We start from the raw sequence: 18,413 nt of genomic DNA, 5'->3' as shown, positions 1-18,413 counted from the left end.
AGTGTCCTTCGGGCTGCTCGGGGTCCGGGTCCGGGAAGGGCCGCTGTCAGTGGTGCTCGGTCACCACGAGCGAGAGTTCGTTGTCCGCGGTGAAGTAGGGGCGGAGCCCGACCACGGCCCGGCCGACGTCGGGGCCGAACAGGTCCGTCGGTTCCTCCCGCACCAGCTCCGGGAAGCGCTGGACGTCCCGTCGCACCACCTGGTCGTCGGCGATGCGCGCCACCCTGACCGGCTCGGCGCCGCTGCCGTCGGTGAGCAGCACGTCCCAGTTCTCGCGCATGAGCAGCCGGGACCGCATGGCCGCACCCATGTTCAGCTCCGCTCCGAACCAGCCGTCCTCGAAGCGCACCCGGCCGGCCGTCAGTGTGCGGGCGGGTTCCTGACGCCGGCGCAGCAGCAGCGACGGCTCGCCGCCGGGTCGCCACCGCCCCTGGAGCCAGCCCGTCAGCCAGAGGCTCGTGTCGCCGTAGTCGACGGTCACCAGCTCCGCGTGGCTCGGCCGGGACCACACGCGCAGGCGCAGGTAACCGCCTTCGGAGGCGTACGGCAGCACCCAGTGGAAGCGGTCCAGGTCGCTCAGGTGCCCGACGTCACGGGCCCCGCCCACCGTGCACCGCCCGTAGCGCAGGCGGCTCGACCTGCCCCGGCCGTCCACGACGTACAGGTCGGCGCGGCCCTCGCCCAGCACGGCGAGCGCGCGGGCGTCGATCCGGGCTCGGCCGTCGCCCTCGACGGGGAAGCCGACCGTCTGCCCGCCGCCCTTGCCCTGCTCCTCGACGCGCACCGTACGGGCGCCGGACACCCCGCGCAGGGTGAGCTCCCATTCGCCGTTCGGCAGGACCCGGCAGTCGGCGGTGGGCAGCACCCGGTCCGCGGCGGGGGCGCCGCCGCCCGTGCGCCGCCGCTGGCCCCACCTGCCGCGCGCGGCGCCCGCCTTGAGCGACGTGAACAGCTCCTCGTACGCCTCGCCGACCCGGTCCGTGCCGGCGGAACGGGCGGTCCGCAGCGCCTGGGTCCGGTGCGCTTCGCGCAACTGCTCGTCGGCCATGTACCGCTCCAGGGCGTGGGCCGTGGCCTGGACGTCCCCCACCGGTACCAGGAGCCCGGACTGCCCGTCGGTGAGGACCTCGGGAGCTCCGTACGGAGCGTCCGTGGCGACCACCGGCGTGGCCTGGGCGAACGCCTCCAGGACCGGGCGCGCGCTGTCCAGGCGCTCGGCGGTCACCAGCGCGATGTCGGCGTCGTAGAAGTCGTCCTCACCGGCCTCCCGGTCGAACAGCAGGACGTGGTCGTGGAGTTGGAGCGCGGTGACGAGATCGCGGGTCTCGCGGCGCAGCGGTCCGGTACCGAAGACCCGCAACTGCCAGCCCGGCTGGGCGGCACGGGTCTGGGCGAAGGCGTGCAGCGCGAGGTCGACGCGCCGGTGCGAGACGAGCCGTCCGGCGCTGATCACCGCCCCCGTCGACGGCTTCCGCGCGCTCTCCGCGAGCACCACCGGCTCGGCGATGTGGCGCACCTCGACCCCGGCGTCACGCAGCGCCCGGTACTCGGGGGCGGCGGCGTCGCCTTCGGTCAGCGGGACGACCGCGTCCAGCTCGCGGTAGAGCTCCGTCCAGCGGGCGCGCACCGACTCCGGGAGCCGCTCGACGGGCGCCGGCTGGCGGGCGACGCGCCGCGCGTGCGGTACCCGGCACTGGGCCAGTACCGCCCCGAGCGCGGAGCTGAGGGCGACCACGGCGTCGGCACCGCTCGCGGACAGGTGCTTGCGGAGCCGCCCGTCGTCGGCGCGGTTGTAGCGCCGGAACTCGGGGTCGCCCGCGATGACGAGCTGGGAGGTGTCGTCGTCGTCCCGGTCGCCCGCCCCGACCGAGGGCGCCAGCGCGATCACCTCGACGTTCCCCGGCAGCCGCAGCGCCGGGTGCGGTGCCGCCGCGCCGCGGGCGGCGACGACGGTCACCCGGTGACGGGTGACGAGGGACTCGGCGAGCCGGGCGGCCGCCCGCGCGCCGATGGAATCGGTGGCCAGGGTGTGGGCCAGGATCTCGATGTGCACGGCTCAGCTTCCCGGCTTCTCGTAGGGGCTCGGCACCGGGTAGAAGGCTTCGAGGAAACGGTGGAGCAGCTCGCTCTGGTGCTCGATCTCGGCGGGATCGCTCGCGGAGTCGTTGAGGCAGAAGGTGTCCCGGTCCCGCCGCAGCAGCAGCAGTTCCAGCTTGTGCTCCAGCTCGGGGTCGTCCAGCGCGAAGTAGCCGTACCGCAGTTCGCCGGGGAGGCTGCGCCCGGAGTAGTAGGCGTAGTAGTGGTGCAGCGAGGAGGCTATGGAGAGGTCGGTGATGCTCCGCACGGGGCTGGCGGAGGTGCCCCGGTGCTCCGCGGGGAAGTCCTGTTCGATCGCGTCGAGGATCTCGCGGTCGAGCGCGTACGGCACGTGCTTCATCTTCTGCACGAGCGTGCGGCCGAACCGTTGCTGGATGAGCCGCCGGTTGTTCTTCGCGGCGACCGAGGTGGGTACCTCGTCGGGCTCCGGGGGACCGTAGGGGACCTGCGCCGGGGACGGGAAGAACTTGGCGATGCCGTTCGGGTGGAAGAACGCGGACGGGGTGAGGGTGCGGCCGATGAACATGTCGTCGTTGAAGTAGACGAAGTGCTGGGAGAGCCCGGGGATGTGGTGCAGCCGTGACTCGATCGCATGGCTGTTGAAGGTGGGCAGGTGGGAGGGGTCGTCGAAGATCTCCCGGTGGTCCACCACCCGGGCCCGGCCGTCCCCGGCGGTCCACCAGTGCGGGATCTGCTGGTCGGTGACGATGTAGATGTTCCGCACCCACGGCATGAACATCCGCACCGAGCGGAGGCTGTACTTCAGCTCGTCCCGGGAGACGTAGCGGGCCAGGCTCGCCGCCTCCGCGTGGAAGACCTCGCCGCGGCTCTCCGCGCGCCGCCGCTGCCAGGCCGGGTCGTCGCCGTCCACCCACGTGTAGACGACGTCGATCGGGAAGGGGTGCTCGTCCGGGAAGGCGATGTCCAGTTCGGGGCGGGTACGCGTCGGGCGCAGCGGTGGCACGTCGGACCCGTGGGACCTGCCCACGAGCCGGGTCATGTGCTCCCCGGGCACGTCGAGTTGCTGGTGGCCGAGGAAGACGTGCTCGCTGGCCCGGTTGCGGCGGGGGGCGGCGAGCCGGTCCACGCCCCGGCCGGGCTCGCTCTCCTCGGGCTCCCAGAACTCGACGTCGCAGCCGGTGTCGGCGCCGTGGGTCAGGTGCCCTTCCTCCGTGGTGCGGAACCAGAAGGCGCGCACGACGGAGAGCCCGGCCGCCCGCTCCCAGGTCTTGTCCGAGGAGCCGTCCCACGCGCCGTCACCGGGGGCCATACCGACCTTCGGACGGGCGAGGTACCCCTTGCTGCCGGACAGCCGGGCGCGCAGCGCGGCCAGCGCCTGCGGACGCCGGCGCGCGTCGACCCCGACCACGGAGGCGGTGTCGTCGAGGCCCGGCACCGCGAACCAGTCGATCCGAGCAGCTTCCAGGGCGCGGCGGACTTCCAGGTTGTTCAGCTCCCGCGCGGCGAGCGGCGTGAGACGGTCGTGCACCAGCGCCACCCGCTTGTGCATGTCCACGACGACCTGCCGCTCCGTCCGGCCCCTGCGCAGCTGCGCCGGCGCGGGTTCCGGGCCGGATCCGGCGCCCAGGGAGGTCTCGCCGGCCGTCTCGCGGCTGGTGGTGTCAAACACGCGTTTTACTTTCGTTACGGGGGATGGGGCCTGCGGCAGGGGGAGCGGTCCGCTCACCGCCGGGTTCGCTCACTGCCGGATCTCGGCCTTCCGCGACCGGCTCACGTTGCGGTACTCGTCCGAGTCCACCCGCTCGAAGCGGCTGGGAACGGGGAAGTACGCGTCGAGGAAGGCCCTGACCATGCGCTCCTGGGCCTCCGGATCCGGGTGCTCGACGGTGTCGTTCAGGCAGAACGTGTCGAAGTTGCGGTGCGCGAGGATGCTGTCCAGGCGCCGTTGGGCCTGGTCGGCGGCGAGGTCGATGTACTGGTAGCGCAACGTCCCGGTGGTCGTACGGCCGGTGTGGAAGCCGTAGTAGTGGTGCAGGGACGAGGCGATGGGGACGTCCTCGGGAGACCGGAAGCGGGAGTGCTGGGTGCGGTGGTGCTCCTCGCCGTAGACCAGCTCGATGTCGGCGAGGATGCTGCGGCGCAGCGGGTGCGGGGTGTGCTTCATCTTCTGCGCGATGCGGGTGCCGAAGGACCGCTCGATCAGTGCCCGGCTGTTCTTGCCCGCCGCGTTCACCGGCAGGTCGGACGCGTCCGTGGGTCCGCTCGGTATGAGCGCGGTGGACTGGAAGAACTTGGTCAGGCCATTGGTGTGGAAGAAGCGGTCGGCGCCGAGCGGCCGGCCGAAGAACACGTCGTCGTTGAGGTAGAGGAAGTGCTCGGACAGACCCTCGATGTGGTGCAGCTGGCTCTCGATGGCGTGCGAGTTGAAGGTCGGCAGCGCGGTGGAGTCGGAGAAGATCTCCCGGTGGTCGACGACCCGCAGGCCCGGGGCGTCCGTCTCCAGCCAGCTGGGCACCTGTCCGGCCGTGACGAGGTAGACGGTGCGGACCCAGGGCGCGTACTGGTGCAGGGAGCGCAGGGAGTAGCGCAGTTCGTCGCGGCTGGTGAAGCGCGCGTCGTTGGCCGCCTGGGCGTGCAGGACCGGAGCCGGGTCACCCGACCGCCCCGGGCGGAAGGCGTCGCGGGAGGCGCTCCACACGGGGTCGGAGTCGTCGACCCAGGTGTAGACGACGTCGATGGGGAAGAGGTGGTCCTCCGCCAGGGGCTGGGTGAACTCCGCCACGGTGCGCGCGTTCCCGGTGGTGTAGGCACCGGGCACCAGGGCGAAGAGGGCCTGCGGGACCGTGTGGCGGGGCGCGTCGACGGGCACCTCGACCACCACGCGGTTGGGGCGGGGCGCCTCAAGGACGCCCGCCCGCTCGGTCCAGAACTCCAGGTCGCACCCCTGATCGGCGCCGAAGACGAGCTCCTGCGTCGGGTCGGTGACGTACCAGGCGACGCGGAGGGCGTCGTGCTTGCGCACCTGACGCCAGGACTTCTCCTCTTCACCGGGTCGCATGCCCGACTCGGGCGCGGTGGCCGCGCCCACGTACCCCGGGGTCTGCTCGAAGGCGATCTGCAGCATCTCCTCCGCCGCGTCGCGCATCCCGGCGGGTACCGCGACCGTCGGGATGTCCTTCGCGGTGCCGCGGACGCAGAAGTACTCGACGCCCCCGGCCTCCAGGGCGGCGACGAGGATGTGGAGGTTCCGTGCCCGGGCAGCCCACGCGGTGGCGCCGTCCACGAGCAGGGCGTGCATGTGCCGGCCCTTGACGCGCACCACCCGGCGCGTGGAGGCCGGGCTGTGCCGGGGGCCGTTGCGGCGGCCGCCCATGGCCCAGACGACCGTCGCCGACCGGATGGCGTCCACGGAGGCGAAAGAGGATTTCACGGCGGTGCGCAGCGGTGCCGGTACCTTGCGGACGATCCCCCTGCGTGCGCCCACCGGCACCACGGACCGGTACGCCGAGACCAGCGATCCGGCCTCCGGATTACCCTGACCGCCCACGAGGCATCCACCAACCCACGCCACTGCGGTCCAGCGCCTGCCGCGACCGGCCGCCCCCTCGCGCCCGGACGACCAACGGTATGAGACCGAAACCTGTCATCCACAAGACCGGCCCGGTGGGCGGTCGCTTCTGCTCATCCGTGAGCAGGTCACAGAACCTTCACATGAAGGAGCGATCAACGTCCACTCAGGGAAAAGGACATAAACGACTATCCGTGGAGACAAATCCCACTGCGATGTCGTACAACCTTTAAACAACTTGGCGTGAACTCGCCGTGGCGTCGCGATGACGCTCCGGTGGCGCTCCGGTGTCCGGACGGACACCCGCGTCCGGTGGCGCTCCGTCCGGACGCCGTCAGTTCAGAGCGAGTTCAGAGCCGGTGCCAGACGGGCGAGAGGGTGAGCCCGGGGCCCGGTTCCTGCCGCGCGAGGGACACCGCCCCGTCCGGGCCGTGCACCGCCACCACGACCCGGCCCTGTCCGTCGAGGGCGAGCGCGGGATCCCCCACGCACTTCTCGGTGGTGTCGGACCACCAGACGCCGTTCTGCTCGCCCTCGGTGGCGCAGACCCCGATCAGCAGGGTGGAGCCGGCCCCGCGCTGCGCGAGGACCGTGCAGTCGATGCCGTCGAGCGGGGTGCGCAGCGCCACCACGGCGCCGTCCCCGGGAAGGCCGCCCACCGGCACGGGCCAGGCGCCCTCGCGGTAGGAGGTCACCCCCGCCCCGTTCGCCTCGGTCCAGTAGTAGGTGAGGCGGTCGGGCGCGGTCTCCAGCGCCGTCGCCGAGTTCTCCAGCGAGGTGAGCCGCAGGGCGGACGGCACCAGTTGCAGGGGGCCTTTCGCATCCTCCTGACGCCACTGCTGCATGCCGTGTTCGGAGGCCGCGAAGACCTCCACGCGTCCGCTCGACGTCACCGACGGCACGATCCCGGCGGTGAGCCCGGAGCCCTTGAGGTCCTGCCAGGCTTCCCAGGAGCCGTTCTTCCCCTCGCGCCGCACGTGCAGCCCGCGGCCCGCGTTGCGCACGAATACGTGGATCGCCCCCTGCGCGTCGACGGCGCCGGCCGGCGCGCCCGCCTTCAGGCCCTTCTCCCGGTCCCGGTAGGGGTTGCCGAAGGAACGCCATTCGGTGACGGGACGGCCGGTCTGGTACTGGACCGCGTGCACGAAGTCGACGCCCGGCCCGTCGGGACCGCGGCGCTCGCGCCGCCCGAGGAAGTGCACGTACGCGTCGTCGCCCTGGACGACGGTGAGGTCGGTCAGGTCCGTGATCCGCACGAAGTCCGGGCCGTCCCACCGGTCCCCGCCGGGGACCCGCTGGGTCCAGCGCAGCACGCCGCCGTCCGTGCGGGCGTAGAGCGTGAGCCTGCCGTCCTTGCCGAGCGGCATCCAGCGGCCGCGCGGCACGCCGCGGACCTCGCGGCGGGCGGGCGACGCGTCGGGGGGAGGAGTGCCGTCCGCGGAGTCCGATCCTTTTCTCCGCATGACCCGTGACACCCTCTTCGCCTCACCCGTGCTCGTCCGCGCCCATGCCGGGCGAGCCCATCATATGCTCAGCCCCGATCCGCCCCGCCGGGCCGTCGCGCCGGACCGCGCGTCCGGCGCGACGGGCCGTGAACACCCCCGCATCGCACGTGCGTTCAACCGCCCGGCGCGTGCTTCCCGCACGGCTCCGCGCGTGCGGGAAGCACGCGCGGAGCCGTGACGGGGCCTCACGGACGGGGCCTCACGGACGGGGCCGCGCCCCCTCCGGAGCGTCCGCGTCCGCCTCGCCGGCCGCGCCCACTCCACCGGCCGCGTCCACCTCACCGTCCTGGTCCGCCGCCGCGGAGGAGGGACGCGCGGAAGGATCCGCGGCGGCGGGGACGCGGCGACGGCGGACCGCCAGCCGCCAGACCACCGCGAGCAGGGCGACGGCCGCGAGGAACGGGGCGAGCGCACCGATCCCCATCGCGATCCACCGCAGCGTCGTCACGAACGCGTGCCACCCACCGCTCACCGCGTCCCCGAAACCGGGATCCCCGTCCTCGTCGAGGGCTGACGGGCCCTCGGGCTCGTTGAGATCGAGGGTGACCGTCGCCAGCGACGTACGGTCGGCCAGGGTGGCCCGCTGGGCCAGCAGGGACTCCAGGTCGGCCTGCCGGCTGCTCAACTGGCCCTCCAGAGCGACGACGTCGCTGAGCCGCTCCGCCTTCTCCATCAGGGCGCGGACCCGCTCCACGCTCGCCCGCTGGGTCGCGATGCGGCTCTGGACGTCCACGACCTGGTCGGTGACGTCCTTCGCCTCCGAGGTGCGCGACAGCAGCCTGCCCGCACCCGTCAGCCGCTTCAGCACCTCCTGGTACCGGTCCTCGGGGACGCGCAGCACCAGGTGCGAGGCCTCGTGGGTGTCGTCCACCCGCTCGGTCGTCTCGCTCTCCACCACGCCGCCACTGTCCTCGGCGGCGGACCGGGCGGCCGCGACGGCCGACGGGACGCTCTTCACCTCGATGGACATCACCGTGGTGCGGATGACGTGGGTGGCCGCAGCGGCGCTCTGGTCCGCCGCCTTCCCGTTCACGGCGGACCCCGAACGGTCCGACGCCTCCGGGCCGGCCGGCGCCCGCACGCCGCCGCCCTCGTCCTGGACGGCGGCCTCCTTGCCGTCCGCGGCGGACTTCTGCGACCCGCCGCTCGCGTTCGCGCCGCAGCCGCCCACCGCGAGCAGGACGACGAGCACCCCGGCCGCGAGGGCCGCGGTACGCGCGCCGGCCCGTCGCGCCGCATGCCGCGGGAGTTGCGGGTGTTGCTGGACTCTGTGCGCGGACTGCATGACTGGTGCCCCCCGGTGTCGCGTCGACGTTTCCCCTTGGACGCGCCGGCCGGCCGCCGGGTTTCCCCGCGACGGTTTCGAAGCAGTCACGGTCGGGACTCGTTCCGGGTTTGAGAGAGTGGACCCATGCAGGGTTCTGAACAGCACGCGCACGCCACCCCCCCGCACGTCGTCGTCGTCGGCGGCGGGATCGCCGGACTGGCCGCCGCCCACCGGCTGCTCGGCAGCGGAGTACGGGTCACCCTCCTGGAAGCCTCCGGGCGCCTCGGCGGAAAGCTCATGACCGGCGAGGTCGCGGGCGTCCAGGTCGACCTCGGCGCCGAATCGATGCTCGCCCGGCGCCCGGAAGCGGTCGGTCTGGCCCGGGACGCCGGACTCGGTGACCGCCTGCAGCCGCCCGCCACGGCCGCCGCCTCCCTCTGGACCCGCGGCGCGCTCCGCCCGATGCCCAAGGGCCACGTCATGGGCGTGCCGGGCGACCCGGAGGCGCTGCGCGAGGTGCTTTCGCCCGAGGGCGTCGCCCGTATCGCCCAGGAGCGCGAGCTGACCCCCACCGCCGTGGGCGACGACGTCGCGATCGGCGCGTACGTCGCGGACCGGCTCGGCCGCGAGGTCGTCGACCGGCTCGTGGAGCCGCTGCTCGGCGGCGTGTACGCGGGCGACGCGTACCGGATCTCCCTGCGGGCCGCCCTGCCGCAGCTCTTCGACGTCGCCCGCGAGGGAGGCCCGCTCCTCGACGGGGTGCGCCGCGTCCAAGAGCGGGCCGCCGCCCGGCAGGCGGACGGCCCCGTCTTCCAGGGGATCACCGGTGGTCTCGGCACCCTCCCCGGCGCGGTGGCCGACGCGGTGCGCGCCGGCGGCGGCGAGATCCTCACCGCCACCCCGGTGCTCGGCCTCTCCCGTACCGCAGCGGGGTGGGACGTCCGTACGGACACCCGGGTCGTCTCCGCCGACGGCATCGTCCTCGCCACCCCCGCCTGGTCCGCCTCCACCCTGCTGGCGGCCGAGTCCCCGGGCGCCTCCGCCGAGCTGGCGGGCGTCGAGTACGCCTCGATGGCCCTGATCACCATGGCGTTCCGCCGCACGGACGCCGAGGCGGTCCACGCGCTGCGCGGCCGCTCCGGCTTCCTGGTGCCCCCGGTCGACGGCCACACGATCAAGGCCGCCACCTTCTCCAGCAACAAGTGGCAGTGGGTCGCCGACGCGGCCCCCGACCTCTTCGTCCTCCGCACCTCGGTCGGCCGGTACGGCGACGAGGCCCACCTGCACCGCGAGGACGACGAACTCGTCGCCGTCTCCCGCCGCGACATCGCCGCGGCGACCGGGCTCACCGCGGAGCCGGTCGGCACCACCGTCACCCGGTGGATCGGCGGCCTGCCGCAGTACCCGGTCGGCCACCTCGCCAAGGTCGCCCGCATCCGCGCGGAGGTCGCGAAGCTGCCCGCCCTGCGGGTCTGCGGCGCGGTCTACGACGGCGTCGGCATTCCGGCCTGCGTCCAGAGCGCCCGGCGCGCCGCCGACGAGGTCGCCGCCGAGGTGACGGGGAGCGCCGCGACCGGCACGGCGGGGGAGATCATCGCCACGCCGACCCTGGTTCGGGGCACCGAAGACGAGGCGGGACAATAGCCGTATGAGTGCGCCTGAGAAGATCCCGAACGCCGGTAAGAAGGCCAAGGACCTCAACGAGGTCATCCGCTACACCCTCTGGTCCGTCTTCAAGCTGCGCGACGTCCTGCCGGACGACCGCACGGGCTACGCCGACGAGGTCCAGGAGCTGTTCGACCAGCTCGCCGCCAAGGACATCACCGTCCGGGGCACCTACGACCTCTCCGGTCTGCGCGCCGACGCCGACCTGATGATCTGGTGGCACGCCGAGACCTCGGACGAGCTCCAGGACGCGTACAACCTCTTCCGGCGCACCAGGCTGGGCCGCGCGCTGGAGCCGGTCTGGTCGAACATGGCGCTGCACCGCCCCGCCGAGTTCAACAAGTCGCACGTCCCGGCGTTCCTCGCCGACGAGACACCGCGCGACTACATCAGCGTCTACCCGTTCGTGCGCAGTTACGACTGGTACCTGCTGCCGGACGAGGACCGCCGCCGGATGCTCTCCGACCACGGCAAGATGGCCCGCGGCTTCCCCGACGTCCGCGCCAACACCGTGGCCTCGTTCTCGCTCGGCGACTACGAGTGGATCCTCGCCTTCGAGGCCGACGAGCTCTACCGGATCGTCGACCTCATGCGCCACCTGCGGGCCTCCGAGGCGCGGATGCACGTGCGCGAGGAAGTACCGTTCTACACCGGTCGCCGCAAGGCGGTCGCCGACCTCGTCGCGGGTCTCGCGTAGGGTCCTCTGGTCGGCGTTCTCCCGGGGGCCCTCCCGGAAGACCGCCGGCCACCCGCACACCTGGTGGCCCGACTCGCAATGCCGGCGTTTCCCGGCCACCCCCGACCCGGAAGATCAGACGGTGTCCGCGCGCGACCAGCGTCGCGGACCGCCGTTCCAGCGACACCGGGTCCGGCTCCGGGTGCGGCTCGCAGCCTGCGTGCCGCACCGGCGTCCTTCCGGGGCGTGCGTGTCCTCGTGACCCGCACGCCCCGGGACCCAGGGGCCGAGAGCCCGCACGATCCACGCGAGAGGCCCCGGGCGGCGCGACCGCTCGCCGGCCGCCCCGGAAGAAAGCCGGAGACCCGGTCATGACGTCGTCCGCCGCCTCCCCCTCGCCCCGTACCCCGCGGGCCCCCGTCACCGTCATCGGTGAGGCCGTCGCCGACGCCTTCGTGGGGGCGACCGCCCCGGACGGCTCGACCCCGCTGACCGTCCACCCGGGCGGCGGACCCGCGAACACCGCCGTGGCGCTCGCCCGGCTCGGCACCCCCGTCCGCTTCGCGGGCCGCCTCTCGAAGGGCCCGCTCGGCACCCTGCTGCGCGAGCGGCTCGCCGGCAGCGGCGTGGACCTCACCCGCTCCGTCACCAGCGACCGCCCGGCGACCCTCGCGCTCGCGCGGATCGACGAAGACGGCGGCGCCTCCTACGACTTCTACGCCGAGGGCACCGCGGACTGGCAGTGGACGGCGGACGAACTCACCACCGCCCTGACCGCCGCCCCGCCCTCCGTCTGCGTCCACACCGGCAGCCTGGCCCTCGCGCTCCCGCCGGGCTGCACCGCGATCGAAGCGGCCCTGGAACACGCCCGGCGGACCGCCACCGTCTGCGTCGACCCCAACGTGCGGCCCACCGTCGTCGACGTGGCGCTGGTCCGCTCCCGGCTGCCGCACTGGTGCGCCCTGGCCGACATCGTCCGGGTCAGCGCCGACGACGTGGAGTTCCTGATGCCGGGGACGGGACCGGACGAGGCCGCCGACCGGCTGCTCGCGGCCGGGGCCGGACTCGCCGTGGTGACCCTCGGCGGCGACGGCGCCCTCGCCCGGACCCGCGACCTCGACGTCCGGGTTCGGGCTCCGGCGGTGGACGTGGTCGACACGATCGGCGCCGGGGACGCCTTCACCGCCGGGCTGCTGCACCGTCTCGCGGCGGACGGGGTGCTGGGTGGCCGGCTGGAGGGGCTGACCGCCTCCGCACTGCGGGACGCGACGGGGTTCGCCGTCGCGGTGGCCGCCCGCACCTGCGCCGTCGCGGGCGCTCAGCCGCCGTACGCCGCCGAGATGGAGCGGCCCGGCTGAGGGCCGGCCCTCCGTCAGAAGGCGGCTCGGCCCCGCCGGAGGTGCTCCGGCCCGTCGTCGCCCCGGGGGACGGCGCGGTGGAGCGAGACCGGGTTCGGCTCCCGGTGCGGCGCGCACCCGGTGTCCGTCCCGGGCACCCGGCCCGTCAGGAGGTACGTCTCCAGATGGCCGTTGACACAGGTGTTCTCACCGCCCCCGATGCCGTGCGAGCCCGCGCCCCGCTCGGTGACCAGCGCCGCCCCGCGCAGCCGCCGCCGCAGCTCCACCGCGCCCGCGTACGGCGTCACCCCGTCGCGCTCCGCCGCCAGGATCAGTACCGGCGGCAGCCCGCCCCGACCGGTCCGCACGTCGAGCGGCCGGTGCCGGGGCCCCGGCCACGACGCGCACGGCAGCGTGGCCCAGGCCTCCGCCCAGGCGGCGAACGGGGCGGAGCGGGCCAACTCCGTGTGGTCGCGGTCCCAGACGCGCCAGTCGGCAGGCCACCGCCCGTCGTTGCACCCCACCGCCGTACGGACCGCGTCGGCGTTCTCGTCGCCCTTCGCCGTGTACGGCCGGGGGGAGGCCTGTGCGATCAGCGGCTCCGGATCGCCCTGCGCGTACGCGGAGAGGGCGGCGGCCCGCACCGCCCAGTAGTCGTCGTAGGCCACGGCGCCCAGGAAGGCCGCCTGGAGCCGGCCCGGCCCGACCGTCCCGCCCGCCGGTTTTCGCGCCACCTCGTCCCGCATCCGGTCGTACCGGCTCCGCACCGCACCCGGCGTCGTCCCCAGGCCGTAGACCGCGTCGTGGCGGGCGATCCAGGAGAGGAAGTCCTCGAAACGGGACTCCAGCGCCCGCGCCCGGGCCGGCCCGGAACGGTAGCCGAGCCGCCGCACGTCCGGGGGCGAGTCGAAGACCATCCGGCGCACGTGGGAGGGGAAGAGCGTGGCGTACAACGCCCCCACGTAGGCCCCCTGGTCGGTGCCCATGAAGGTCAGCCGCTCCTCGCCCAGCGCGGCCCGCAGCACCTCCAGATCACGGGCGCCGTCCAGGGAGGAGTAGTGGCGCAGCGCGGGCCCGGCGGCGCGGAGGCACCCGTCCGCGTACGTCCTCGCGCGGGCGATCCGGGCCCGCTTCTCCGCGGGGGAGGGGTGCTCAGGTGACGCGGTGGGTGTCTCCGCCGCCTCCCCGGGAGGCCGGCAGGACAGCGCGGGCGACGGGGCGACACCGCGCGGGGCGTAGCCGACGAGGTCGTAGGCGCGGGCGGTCTTCCGCCAGGCCGCCCATTCCCCCAGCAGGGGAAAGGTGATGCTCGCGGCCCCCGGACCACCCGGGTGGTACACCAGCGCGCCCTGGCGCTCGGGCGCGTCACCGGTGGCGGCGCGGCGGCTGACGGCGAGTTCGGTCTGCGGCCCCAGCGGGCGCGCGTAGTCGAGCGGCACGGTGAAGGTCCCGCACCGCAGCGACGCGGGCAGCATCTCGCGCTCCGGGCAGTCGCCGAAGGCGATGCCCCGCGCCCGGGCCCGGGCGGCGGCGATCATCGTCCCGATGGTCTCGGCCGCCCCTGCTCCCTGACGCACCTCGGCCGCCGCCGCGGCGGGGGCGGCCGCGACGGGCGCGGCGGGCAGCGCGGCGAGGAGCATCGCCCCGGCCGTCGCGTACCGCGTGGTTGCTCTCACCGGTCGTTCCTCCGTTCCCGCCCCGCGGGCCCTCGGGAGGGCCGTCCTGGAGGCCACCCCTGAGGGCCTCTCCGCGGGGAAGAGGATCGTCCGGGGCACGGCCGGTGAAGTACAGGACCCGCCCGGGGCGTGCGGGAGCGTGTCCGGGCGGCGGCTCGCGCCGGTGTCAGGAGGCGGGACCCGGCTGCCGGGAGCGACGGCCCGTCAGGGCGGCACGGAGCAGCGGATCCCGTACGGCCCGCAGGCCCCGGACCGCGACGGCGGCCGGCAGGCTCCGGTGGGCACCGCGCCCCGGACCGGAGGTCCCCAGCGCGTCGAGCCACTCCTGACCGGCGGGGGAGGCCCACGGGCTGTTCGGATGGTTCTCGATCCGCACGATGAGCAGGCAGCCGGCCACGAGTACCAGCGGCAGCAGGAACCAGACGAGCGCCGGTCCGCCGGGCGAGTACGACGGACCCGGCAGCAGCACGGAGGCGAGGGCCAGCACCACGATCAGCACCGCCGCCCGCCGCACCTCGCCCAGCGCCGCCGCCGTCGCGCCGCGCAGCGCGTGCGGCACCGCCAGCCCGGCCGCCACCAGGCGGTCGGCGAGCGCCCGTACCGGCTCGGCCGACGCGGCCGCGGCCCGTACCGGAGCGATCCGTGACTGGCCGTCGGGACCGATGGCCCGGATCACGGTGCGTTCGACGTCGTCCCGGCCCCGCGGGTCCACCACCGTGGCCCAGCCGGTGTGGGCCAGCAGCAGGCTCCGCCGCAGGTGCATGGAGACCAGCACCAGGTCCGCGACGCGCTCCGGCCCGCCGGCCAGGAAGGCCGTCTCGTACAGGTTCAAGTCGTACGGCGCCGGGCCCGGCCGGCCGGGGGAGCCGTCGGACGGGCGGGCCGGCGGGTGCGCGGCCCTGGCGGCGGCGAGACAGAGCCGCAGACAGGAGAGCGCCGCCGCGCCCCACGCGATCAGCAGACACATCAACCAGACCATGAGCGATTTCTATGCGAGAAGAGGAGGAACCGTCCCGGTGCGCTCACCATGCGGACACACGAGGCGCACCGGGACCCTACGGTGGGGCGAAGATCGTATGGCTCAACGGCACCCACGGAGCGGGCAGGACGACGACCGCTCACGCCTAGGCGGCCCGCACCTGGCTCCACCGTGAGGCCGAGGTCGTCGACCCCACCCACCTGACGCCGGCCGCGGCCGCCCGCCGGATCGCGGAGGCGGTCCGGAGCTGACGCCGGCGTGCGGCCGGGGCGGCGGTGAGCGGGTGCGGGGAGCGGGGCGCCGGGTCCGTGAGCCGGGTCCGGCGCCGGGGATGCCTCTCGCCGCTCAGCTGCTCCCGCCCCCGCAGCTGGACCCCCCGCCGCAGCTGGAGCTGCTCCCACCACCGCAACTGGAGCTGCTCCCGCCGCAACTGGACCCCGAACTCCCGCAGCTGGAGCTTCCTCCGCCGCAGCCGGACCCGCCGCCCCCGCCCGCACCGCAGCTCGAACCGGAGGACGAACCGCAGCTGCCGCCACCCGGGCCCGACCCCGCACACCACACGACGGGCACCATCGCGGCACCCGCCAGACCGTTGTCGGACCCGGCGTGAGGGTGCCCCGGACGGTGCGCCGAGGAGGATCCGCCCCGACGGGGCGCCCCCGGCGACGGGTATCGCGCGGCAGCGATCAACTGGTCCCGCAGAACCTGATCGGGCACCGCCCGCGGGCCGGAGGCCGCCACCAGCTGCGCGGGCGACGCGCCGTAGGTGAGCGACCGCAGGTACGCACCGTTCGCCGCCCGCCCCGCAGCGGTGATCCGGGCACGGGCGTTCTGCGTCACCACCACCCCGGTCACCGCACCGACGACGAGCGCGGGCAGCACCTTGAAGATGAACGGGAACGGGGTGGCGAAGCCGTCCAGCGACGCGTACTGGAGGACGGTCGCGATGATCGAGACGGGGAGGAGCACGAGGCAGAGCACGCCCAGGAGGGAGGCCCGGCGGCGGCGGGACCGCGTCTCCTCCGGACGGGCCAGCAGACCCCGGGCGGCCAGTCCGTCACCGATCTCCTGCACGGCGGGGTGCTGCATGACCGCCAGGCGCAGAAGGTGCAGCGCCCCGTTCGGGGCGAGCGCCAGCTCGTGGAAGACGGCGCGCTCCACCGGGTCCCGGGCCTCCGTCCGCAGGACGGAGATGATGCCCGGCCCGCCGACCGCGACGCGCCCGTCCGTGTGGAGAGCGGTGAGCGCGGTGTCCACGACCCTCGCCGGGCCTCCGCTCAGGAACGCCGCCTCGTAGAGGTCGTACACCGCACTGTCAGGACCGGCGTGCCGGCCGGTCCGCGAGGAGAGGAGGAGGACGCAGGAGACGGCGACGGCGAACGTCACCAGGAGAGCGAGCAGGTTCATGACCATCAGTTCCCCCCGGACCTGAGCGTGGTGGTGGACGTGCGGAACGCGGCCCGCGCCGCACGGACGAGCCGGGTGGCGCGTAGTGGCGGGCGCGCCCCCGCGCGCTCCTGCCACCAGTGGGTCAGCCGCAGCCGGGCCGCCCCGTCGGCGGGTTCGCCCGTGACCAGCAGGTGTTCGGCGAAGGCGAGCGCATCCCTCCGGTACCCGGAGGCCGGCGGACGGCCCTCGGCGTAACGGAGGAACGCCGCGCGGTAGCTCGCGCCCAGGATCTCCGGCAGCTCCGGCGCCACCTTCGCGACGACACCGGCCCGCTTGGCGGCGAGCGCCCGGCTCTGCACGCCCAGCCGCTCACCGTCGAAGCCCGGAGGGACGGGAGCGCCGGCCACGAGCGAGGCGAGCAGACCGGCCTGCGCCCCCGCCAACCGCTCCCGGACCCCGGCGGTGCCCCCGGCCGGTCCCCCGTCCCGGCGCGTGAGCGGGGCCGAGATGGGCGCCGTACGGCCCGTGGGACGGGCTGCCCCCAACGTGCTGGCGATCAGGGCGAGTTCGCCCGCCAGCTCCTCGGCGGGAGGGAAGTCGTCGTCGCGTTCGAGCAGCACACCGGGCGGGTCCACCCGGGAGCGCAGTTCCGCCAGGACGTCGAGCACCGGGGCCGTCACCGGGTGGGCGTGCGTGTCGTGCCAGACGCCGTCCTTCTCGACACCGCCCGCCACGTGGACGTAGGCGATGGCCTCCACCGGCAGTTCGTCCAGTGCCGAGGCGGGGACCTCGCCCCGGTTGACGTGGTTGGTGTGGAGGTTGGCCACGTCGATCAGCAGCCGGACCCCGGTCCGCTCGACCAGTTCGGCCAGGAACTGCCCCTCCGTCAGCTCCTCGCCCGGCCAGTTGACCAGCGCCGCGATGTTCTCCAGCGCCAGCGGCACCGGCAGCGCGTCCTGGGCGATCCGCACGTTCTCGCAGAGCACGTCCAGCGCGTCCCAGGTCCGGGGTACGGGCAGCAGATGGCCCGCCTCCAGGGCGGGCGAACCGGTGAGCGGCCCCCCGGCCCGTACGAACGCGAGGTGCTCCGTCACCAGCGGTGCGCCGAGCAACCGCACGCGTGCCGCCAGGTCCGCCAGCCGCCGGGGATCGGGGCGCTCGGCACCGCCGAGGCCCAGCGCCACCCCGTGCGGCACGACCGTGACGCCCCGCTCCCGCAGCCGTACCAGCGAGTCGGGCAGATGGTCCGCGCAGAGATTCTCCGCGACGGCCTCCACCCACTCGACGCCCTCCAGCGCCTCGACCGCGTCCGCGATCTCCGGACGCCAGCCGATCCCCACACCGAGCCTCATGGCGCTCCCCCCTTCTCCGGGCGATCCGCGCTGCCCGTGGAGAGGTGATGACCCCGGCGCACGACGGCGAATCCGAACAGGGAGACGTTCAGAGGATGATTTGAGGTTGCGGGCGACCGCTCGCGGTGGGTCAGCCCGCCGTACGCGCGCGCAGCGCCGGGTGGTCCGCGACCACCGTGCAGGAACCGGGGGCGATCTCGGTGAACCCGGCGTCGCGCACCACGGGCAGTCCGCTGACGGTGAGGCGGCGCCAGGTCTCCGCGTCCGGGGTGGCCACCGAGAGCGCGAAGTCCGCCTCCCGCCACTCCTTGCGCTCCGCGTCCGTCAGCTCCCACCAGGCGAGCTGCGCACCGTGGCCGGCCTGCGCCATCGTCTTGCCCGCCGACATGTCGAGCTCCGGGTTGAGCCACAGGACAGGGCCGGTGAGGTCCGGCGCGGAGGGCGGCTCGGGATCGTCCAGATCCGTGCCCGAGACCTGCAGTTTCGCCAGCTCCTTCGGCCAGCCGTCGAGCGGCACCGGCGGATAGACGCGTACCTCCGCGCCGTCCCCGGTGACCGTGATCCCCGGCAGCGTGGACGCCTTGCGCCACTCCGCGCCCCGGGCCCGCCGCACCACCTTGCGTATCCGGGCGTCCTGCCAGTCCCGCATCGCCCGCGCCCACTCGCCCTCGCCCAGCGCGCGGTCGTCGGCGAGGATCGTGAGCACCGCACGGGCCGCCGTCCGGAGCGCGTCGGTACGGGCGGGCGGATCGGTCTTCTCGATGTGCACCACCAGCGGCAGCACGAACTGCGGTGCCTCGTCGCGCGGGGTCGGCCCGCTCCGGAAGGGGCTCTCCTCCGGAGGCCGGCCGGCGGCCTCGGCCGGGGAAGCGGGGGAGACGGCGGCCGGTGCCGTCGCGGCGTCGGGGATGTCGTTGCTGCTCACCCGTCCAGTCTGCCAG

General features: G+C 74.4%; 13 protein-coding genes and 1 pseudogene. 4 read left to right on the top strand and 10 right to left on the bottom strand.

From position 1 onward, the window contains the following. Positions 1-46: 46 nt before the first annotated feature. The 5 genes from PZB77_RS05435 to PZB77_RS05415 all read right to left on the bottom strand — a co-directional run bounded on the left by PZB77_RS05435 (position 47) and on the right by PZB77_RS05415 (position 8,416). Positions 47-2,053 carry a glycosyltransferase gene (locus tag PZB77_RS05435; protein WP_275491397.1) on the bottom strand — a complete coding sequence of 669 codons (2,007 nt, stop codon included), beginning with the start codon at positions 2,051-2,053 and terminating at the stop codon, positions 47-49. Between the two features lie 3 nt (positions 2,054-2,056). Beyond that, complete coding sequence (locus tag PZB77_RS05430; RefSeq protein ID WP_275491396.1) at positions 2,057-3,727, bottom strand: stealth family protein; 1,671 nt, start codon at positions 3,725-3,727, stop codon at positions 2,057-2,059. 69 nt (positions 3,728-3,796) lie between these two features. Continuing rightward, positions 3,797-5,551 (bottom strand): stealth family protein, encoded by a 1,755-nt coding sequence (locus PZB77_RS05425; RefSeq protein WP_275495926.1) that lies wholly within the window; start codon positions 5,549-5,551, stop codon positions 3,797-3,799. A gap of 425 nt (positions 5,552-5,976) precedes the next feature. Next, the gene (locus PZB77_RS05420; RefSeq protein WP_275491395.1) at positions 5,977-7,089 is read right to left on the bottom strand and encodes a hypothetical protein; all 1,113 of its coding nucleotides are present in this window, start codon (positions 7,087-7,089) and stop codon (positions 5,977-5,979) included. A 241-nt stretch (positions 7,090-7,330) separates the two neighbouring features. After that, positions 7,331-8,416, bottom strand: coding sequence for a DUF4349 domain-containing protein (locus PZB77_RS05415; RefSeq protein ID WP_275491394.1), 1,086 nt, complete (start codon positions 8,414-8,416; stop codon positions 7,331-7,333). A 126-nt stretch (positions 8,417-8,542) separates the two neighbouring features. On the opposite strand from PZB77_RS05415, the gene hemG reads away from it, so the two are divergent. The 3 genes from hemG to PZB77_RS05400 all read left to right on the top strand — a co-directional run bounded on the left by hemG (position 8,543) and on the right by PZB77_RS05400 (position 12,097). After that, complete coding sequence (gene hemG / locus PZB77_RS05410; protein ID WP_275491393.1) at positions 8,543-10,042, top strand: protoporphyrinogen oxidase; 1,500 nt, start codon at positions 8,543-8,545, stop codon at positions 10,040-10,042. 4 nt (positions 10,043-10,046) lie between these two features. Beyond that, positions 10,047-10,760, top strand: coding sequence for a hydrogen peroxide-dependent heme synthase (gene hemQ / locus PZB77_RS05405; protein WP_275491392.1), 714 nt, complete (start codon positions 10,047-10,049; stop codon positions 10,758-10,760). A gap of 350 nt (positions 10,761-11,110) precedes the next feature. Next, positions 11,111-12,097, top strand: a complete 987-nt coding sequence (locus PZB77_RS05400; RefSeq protein WP_275491391.1) for a carbohydrate kinase — start codon at positions 11,111-11,113, stop codon at positions 12,095-12,097. Positions 12,098-12,111: 14 nt separating this feature from the next. On the opposite strand, the gene PZB77_RS05395 is transcribed toward PZB77_RS05400, so the two are convergent. After that, positions 12,112-13,716, bottom strand: a complete 1,605-nt coding sequence (locus PZB77_RS05395; protein WP_275495925.1) for an alpha/beta hydrolase — start codon at positions 13,714-13,716, stop codon at positions 12,112-12,114. Between the two features lie 202 nt (positions 13,717-13,918). Then, positions 13,919-14,731: a TIGR04222 domain-containing membrane protein gene (locus PZB77_RS05390; protein ID WP_275491390.1), complete on the bottom strand. Its 813-nt coding sequence runs from the start codon at positions 14,729-14,731 to the stop codon at positions 13,919-13,921. Positions 14,732-14,871: 140 nt separating this feature from the next. Between PZB77_RS05390 and PZB77_RS05385 the strand changes: the two are divergent. Beyond that, positions 14,872-14,982 (top strand): annotated as a pseudogene (locus PZB77_RS05385) (ATP-binding protein); the annotation flags it as partial. A 94-nt stretch (positions 14,983-15,076) separates the two neighbouring features. Here the strand turns inward: PZB77_RS05385 and PZB77_RS05380 are convergent. The 3 genes from PZB77_RS05380 to PZB77_RS05370 form a co-directional block, all read right to left on the bottom strand. Further along, on the bottom strand, positions 15,077-16,138 hold the full coding sequence (locus PZB77_RS05380; protein WP_275491389.1) for a TIGR04222 domain-containing membrane protein: 1,062 nt from the start codon (positions 16,136-16,138) through the stop codon (positions 15,077-15,079). A gap of 5 nt (positions 16,139-16,143) precedes the next feature. After that, positions 16,144-17,472 (bottom strand): DUF692 domain-containing protein, encoded by a 1,329-nt coding sequence (locus tag PZB77_RS05375; RefSeq protein WP_275491388.1) that lies wholly within the window; start codon positions 17,470-17,472, stop codon positions 16,144-16,146. 130 nt (positions 17,473-17,602) lie between these two features. Then, on the bottom strand, positions 17,603-18,397 hold the full coding sequence (locus PZB77_RS05370; RefSeq protein WP_275491387.1) for an aminoacyl-tRNA hydrolase: 795 nt from the start codon (positions 18,395-18,397) through the stop codon (positions 17,603-17,605). Positions 18,398-18,413 lie beyond the last annotated feature (16 nt).

The sequence above is a fragment of the Streptomyces sp. AM 2-1-1 genome (genome assembly GCF_029167645.1).
Lineage (GTDB): Bacteria > Actinomycetota > Actinomycetes > Streptomycetales > Streptomycetaceae > Streptomyces.
Note: the sequence above shows the minus strand (reverse complement) of the source record. Positions and strands in the feature narration are given on the sequence as shown.

What these genes read in the sequence shown, in the direction of transcription:
- PZB77_RS05420 (WP_275491395.1), bottom strand. Translation starts at nt 7,089, where the DNA reads ATGCGGAGAAAAGGATCGGACTCCGCGGACGGCACTCCTCCCCCCGAC.
- PZB77_RS05415 (WP_275491394.1), bottom strand. Translation starts at nt 8,416, where the DNA reads ATGCAGTCCGCGCACAGAGTCCAGCAACACCCGCAACTCCCGCGGCAT.
- hemG (WP_275491393.1), top strand. Translation starts at nt 8,543, where the DNA reads ATGCAGGGTTCTGAACAGCACGCGCACGCCACCCCCCCGCACGTCGTC.
- hemQ (WP_275491392.1), top strand. Translation starts at nt 10,047, where the DNA reads ATGAGTGCGCCTGAGAAGATCCCGAACGCCGGTAAGAAGGCCAAGGAC.
- PZB77_RS05400 (WP_275491391.1), top strand. Translation starts at nt 11,111, where the DNA reads ATGACGTCGTCCGCCGCCTCCCCCTCGCCCCGTACCCCGCGGGCCCCC.
- PZB77_RS05395 (WP_275495925.1), bottom strand. Translation starts at nt 13,716, where the DNA reads ATGCTCCTCGCCGCGCTGCCCGCCGCGCCCGTCGCGGCCGCCCCCGCC.
- PZB77_RS05390 (WP_275491390.1), bottom strand. Translation starts at nt 14,731, where the DNA reads ATGGTCTGGTTGATGTGTCTGCTGATCGCGTGGGGCGCGGCGGCGCTC.
- PZB77_RS05380 (WP_275491389.1), bottom strand. Translation starts at nt 16,138, where the DNA reads ATGAACCTGCTCGCTCTCCTGGTGACGTTCGCCGTCGCCGTCTCCTGC.
- PZB77_RS05375 (WP_275491388.1), bottom strand. Translation starts at nt 17,472, where the DNA reads ATGAGGCTCGGTGTGGGGATCGGCTGGCGTCCGGAGATCGCGGACGCG.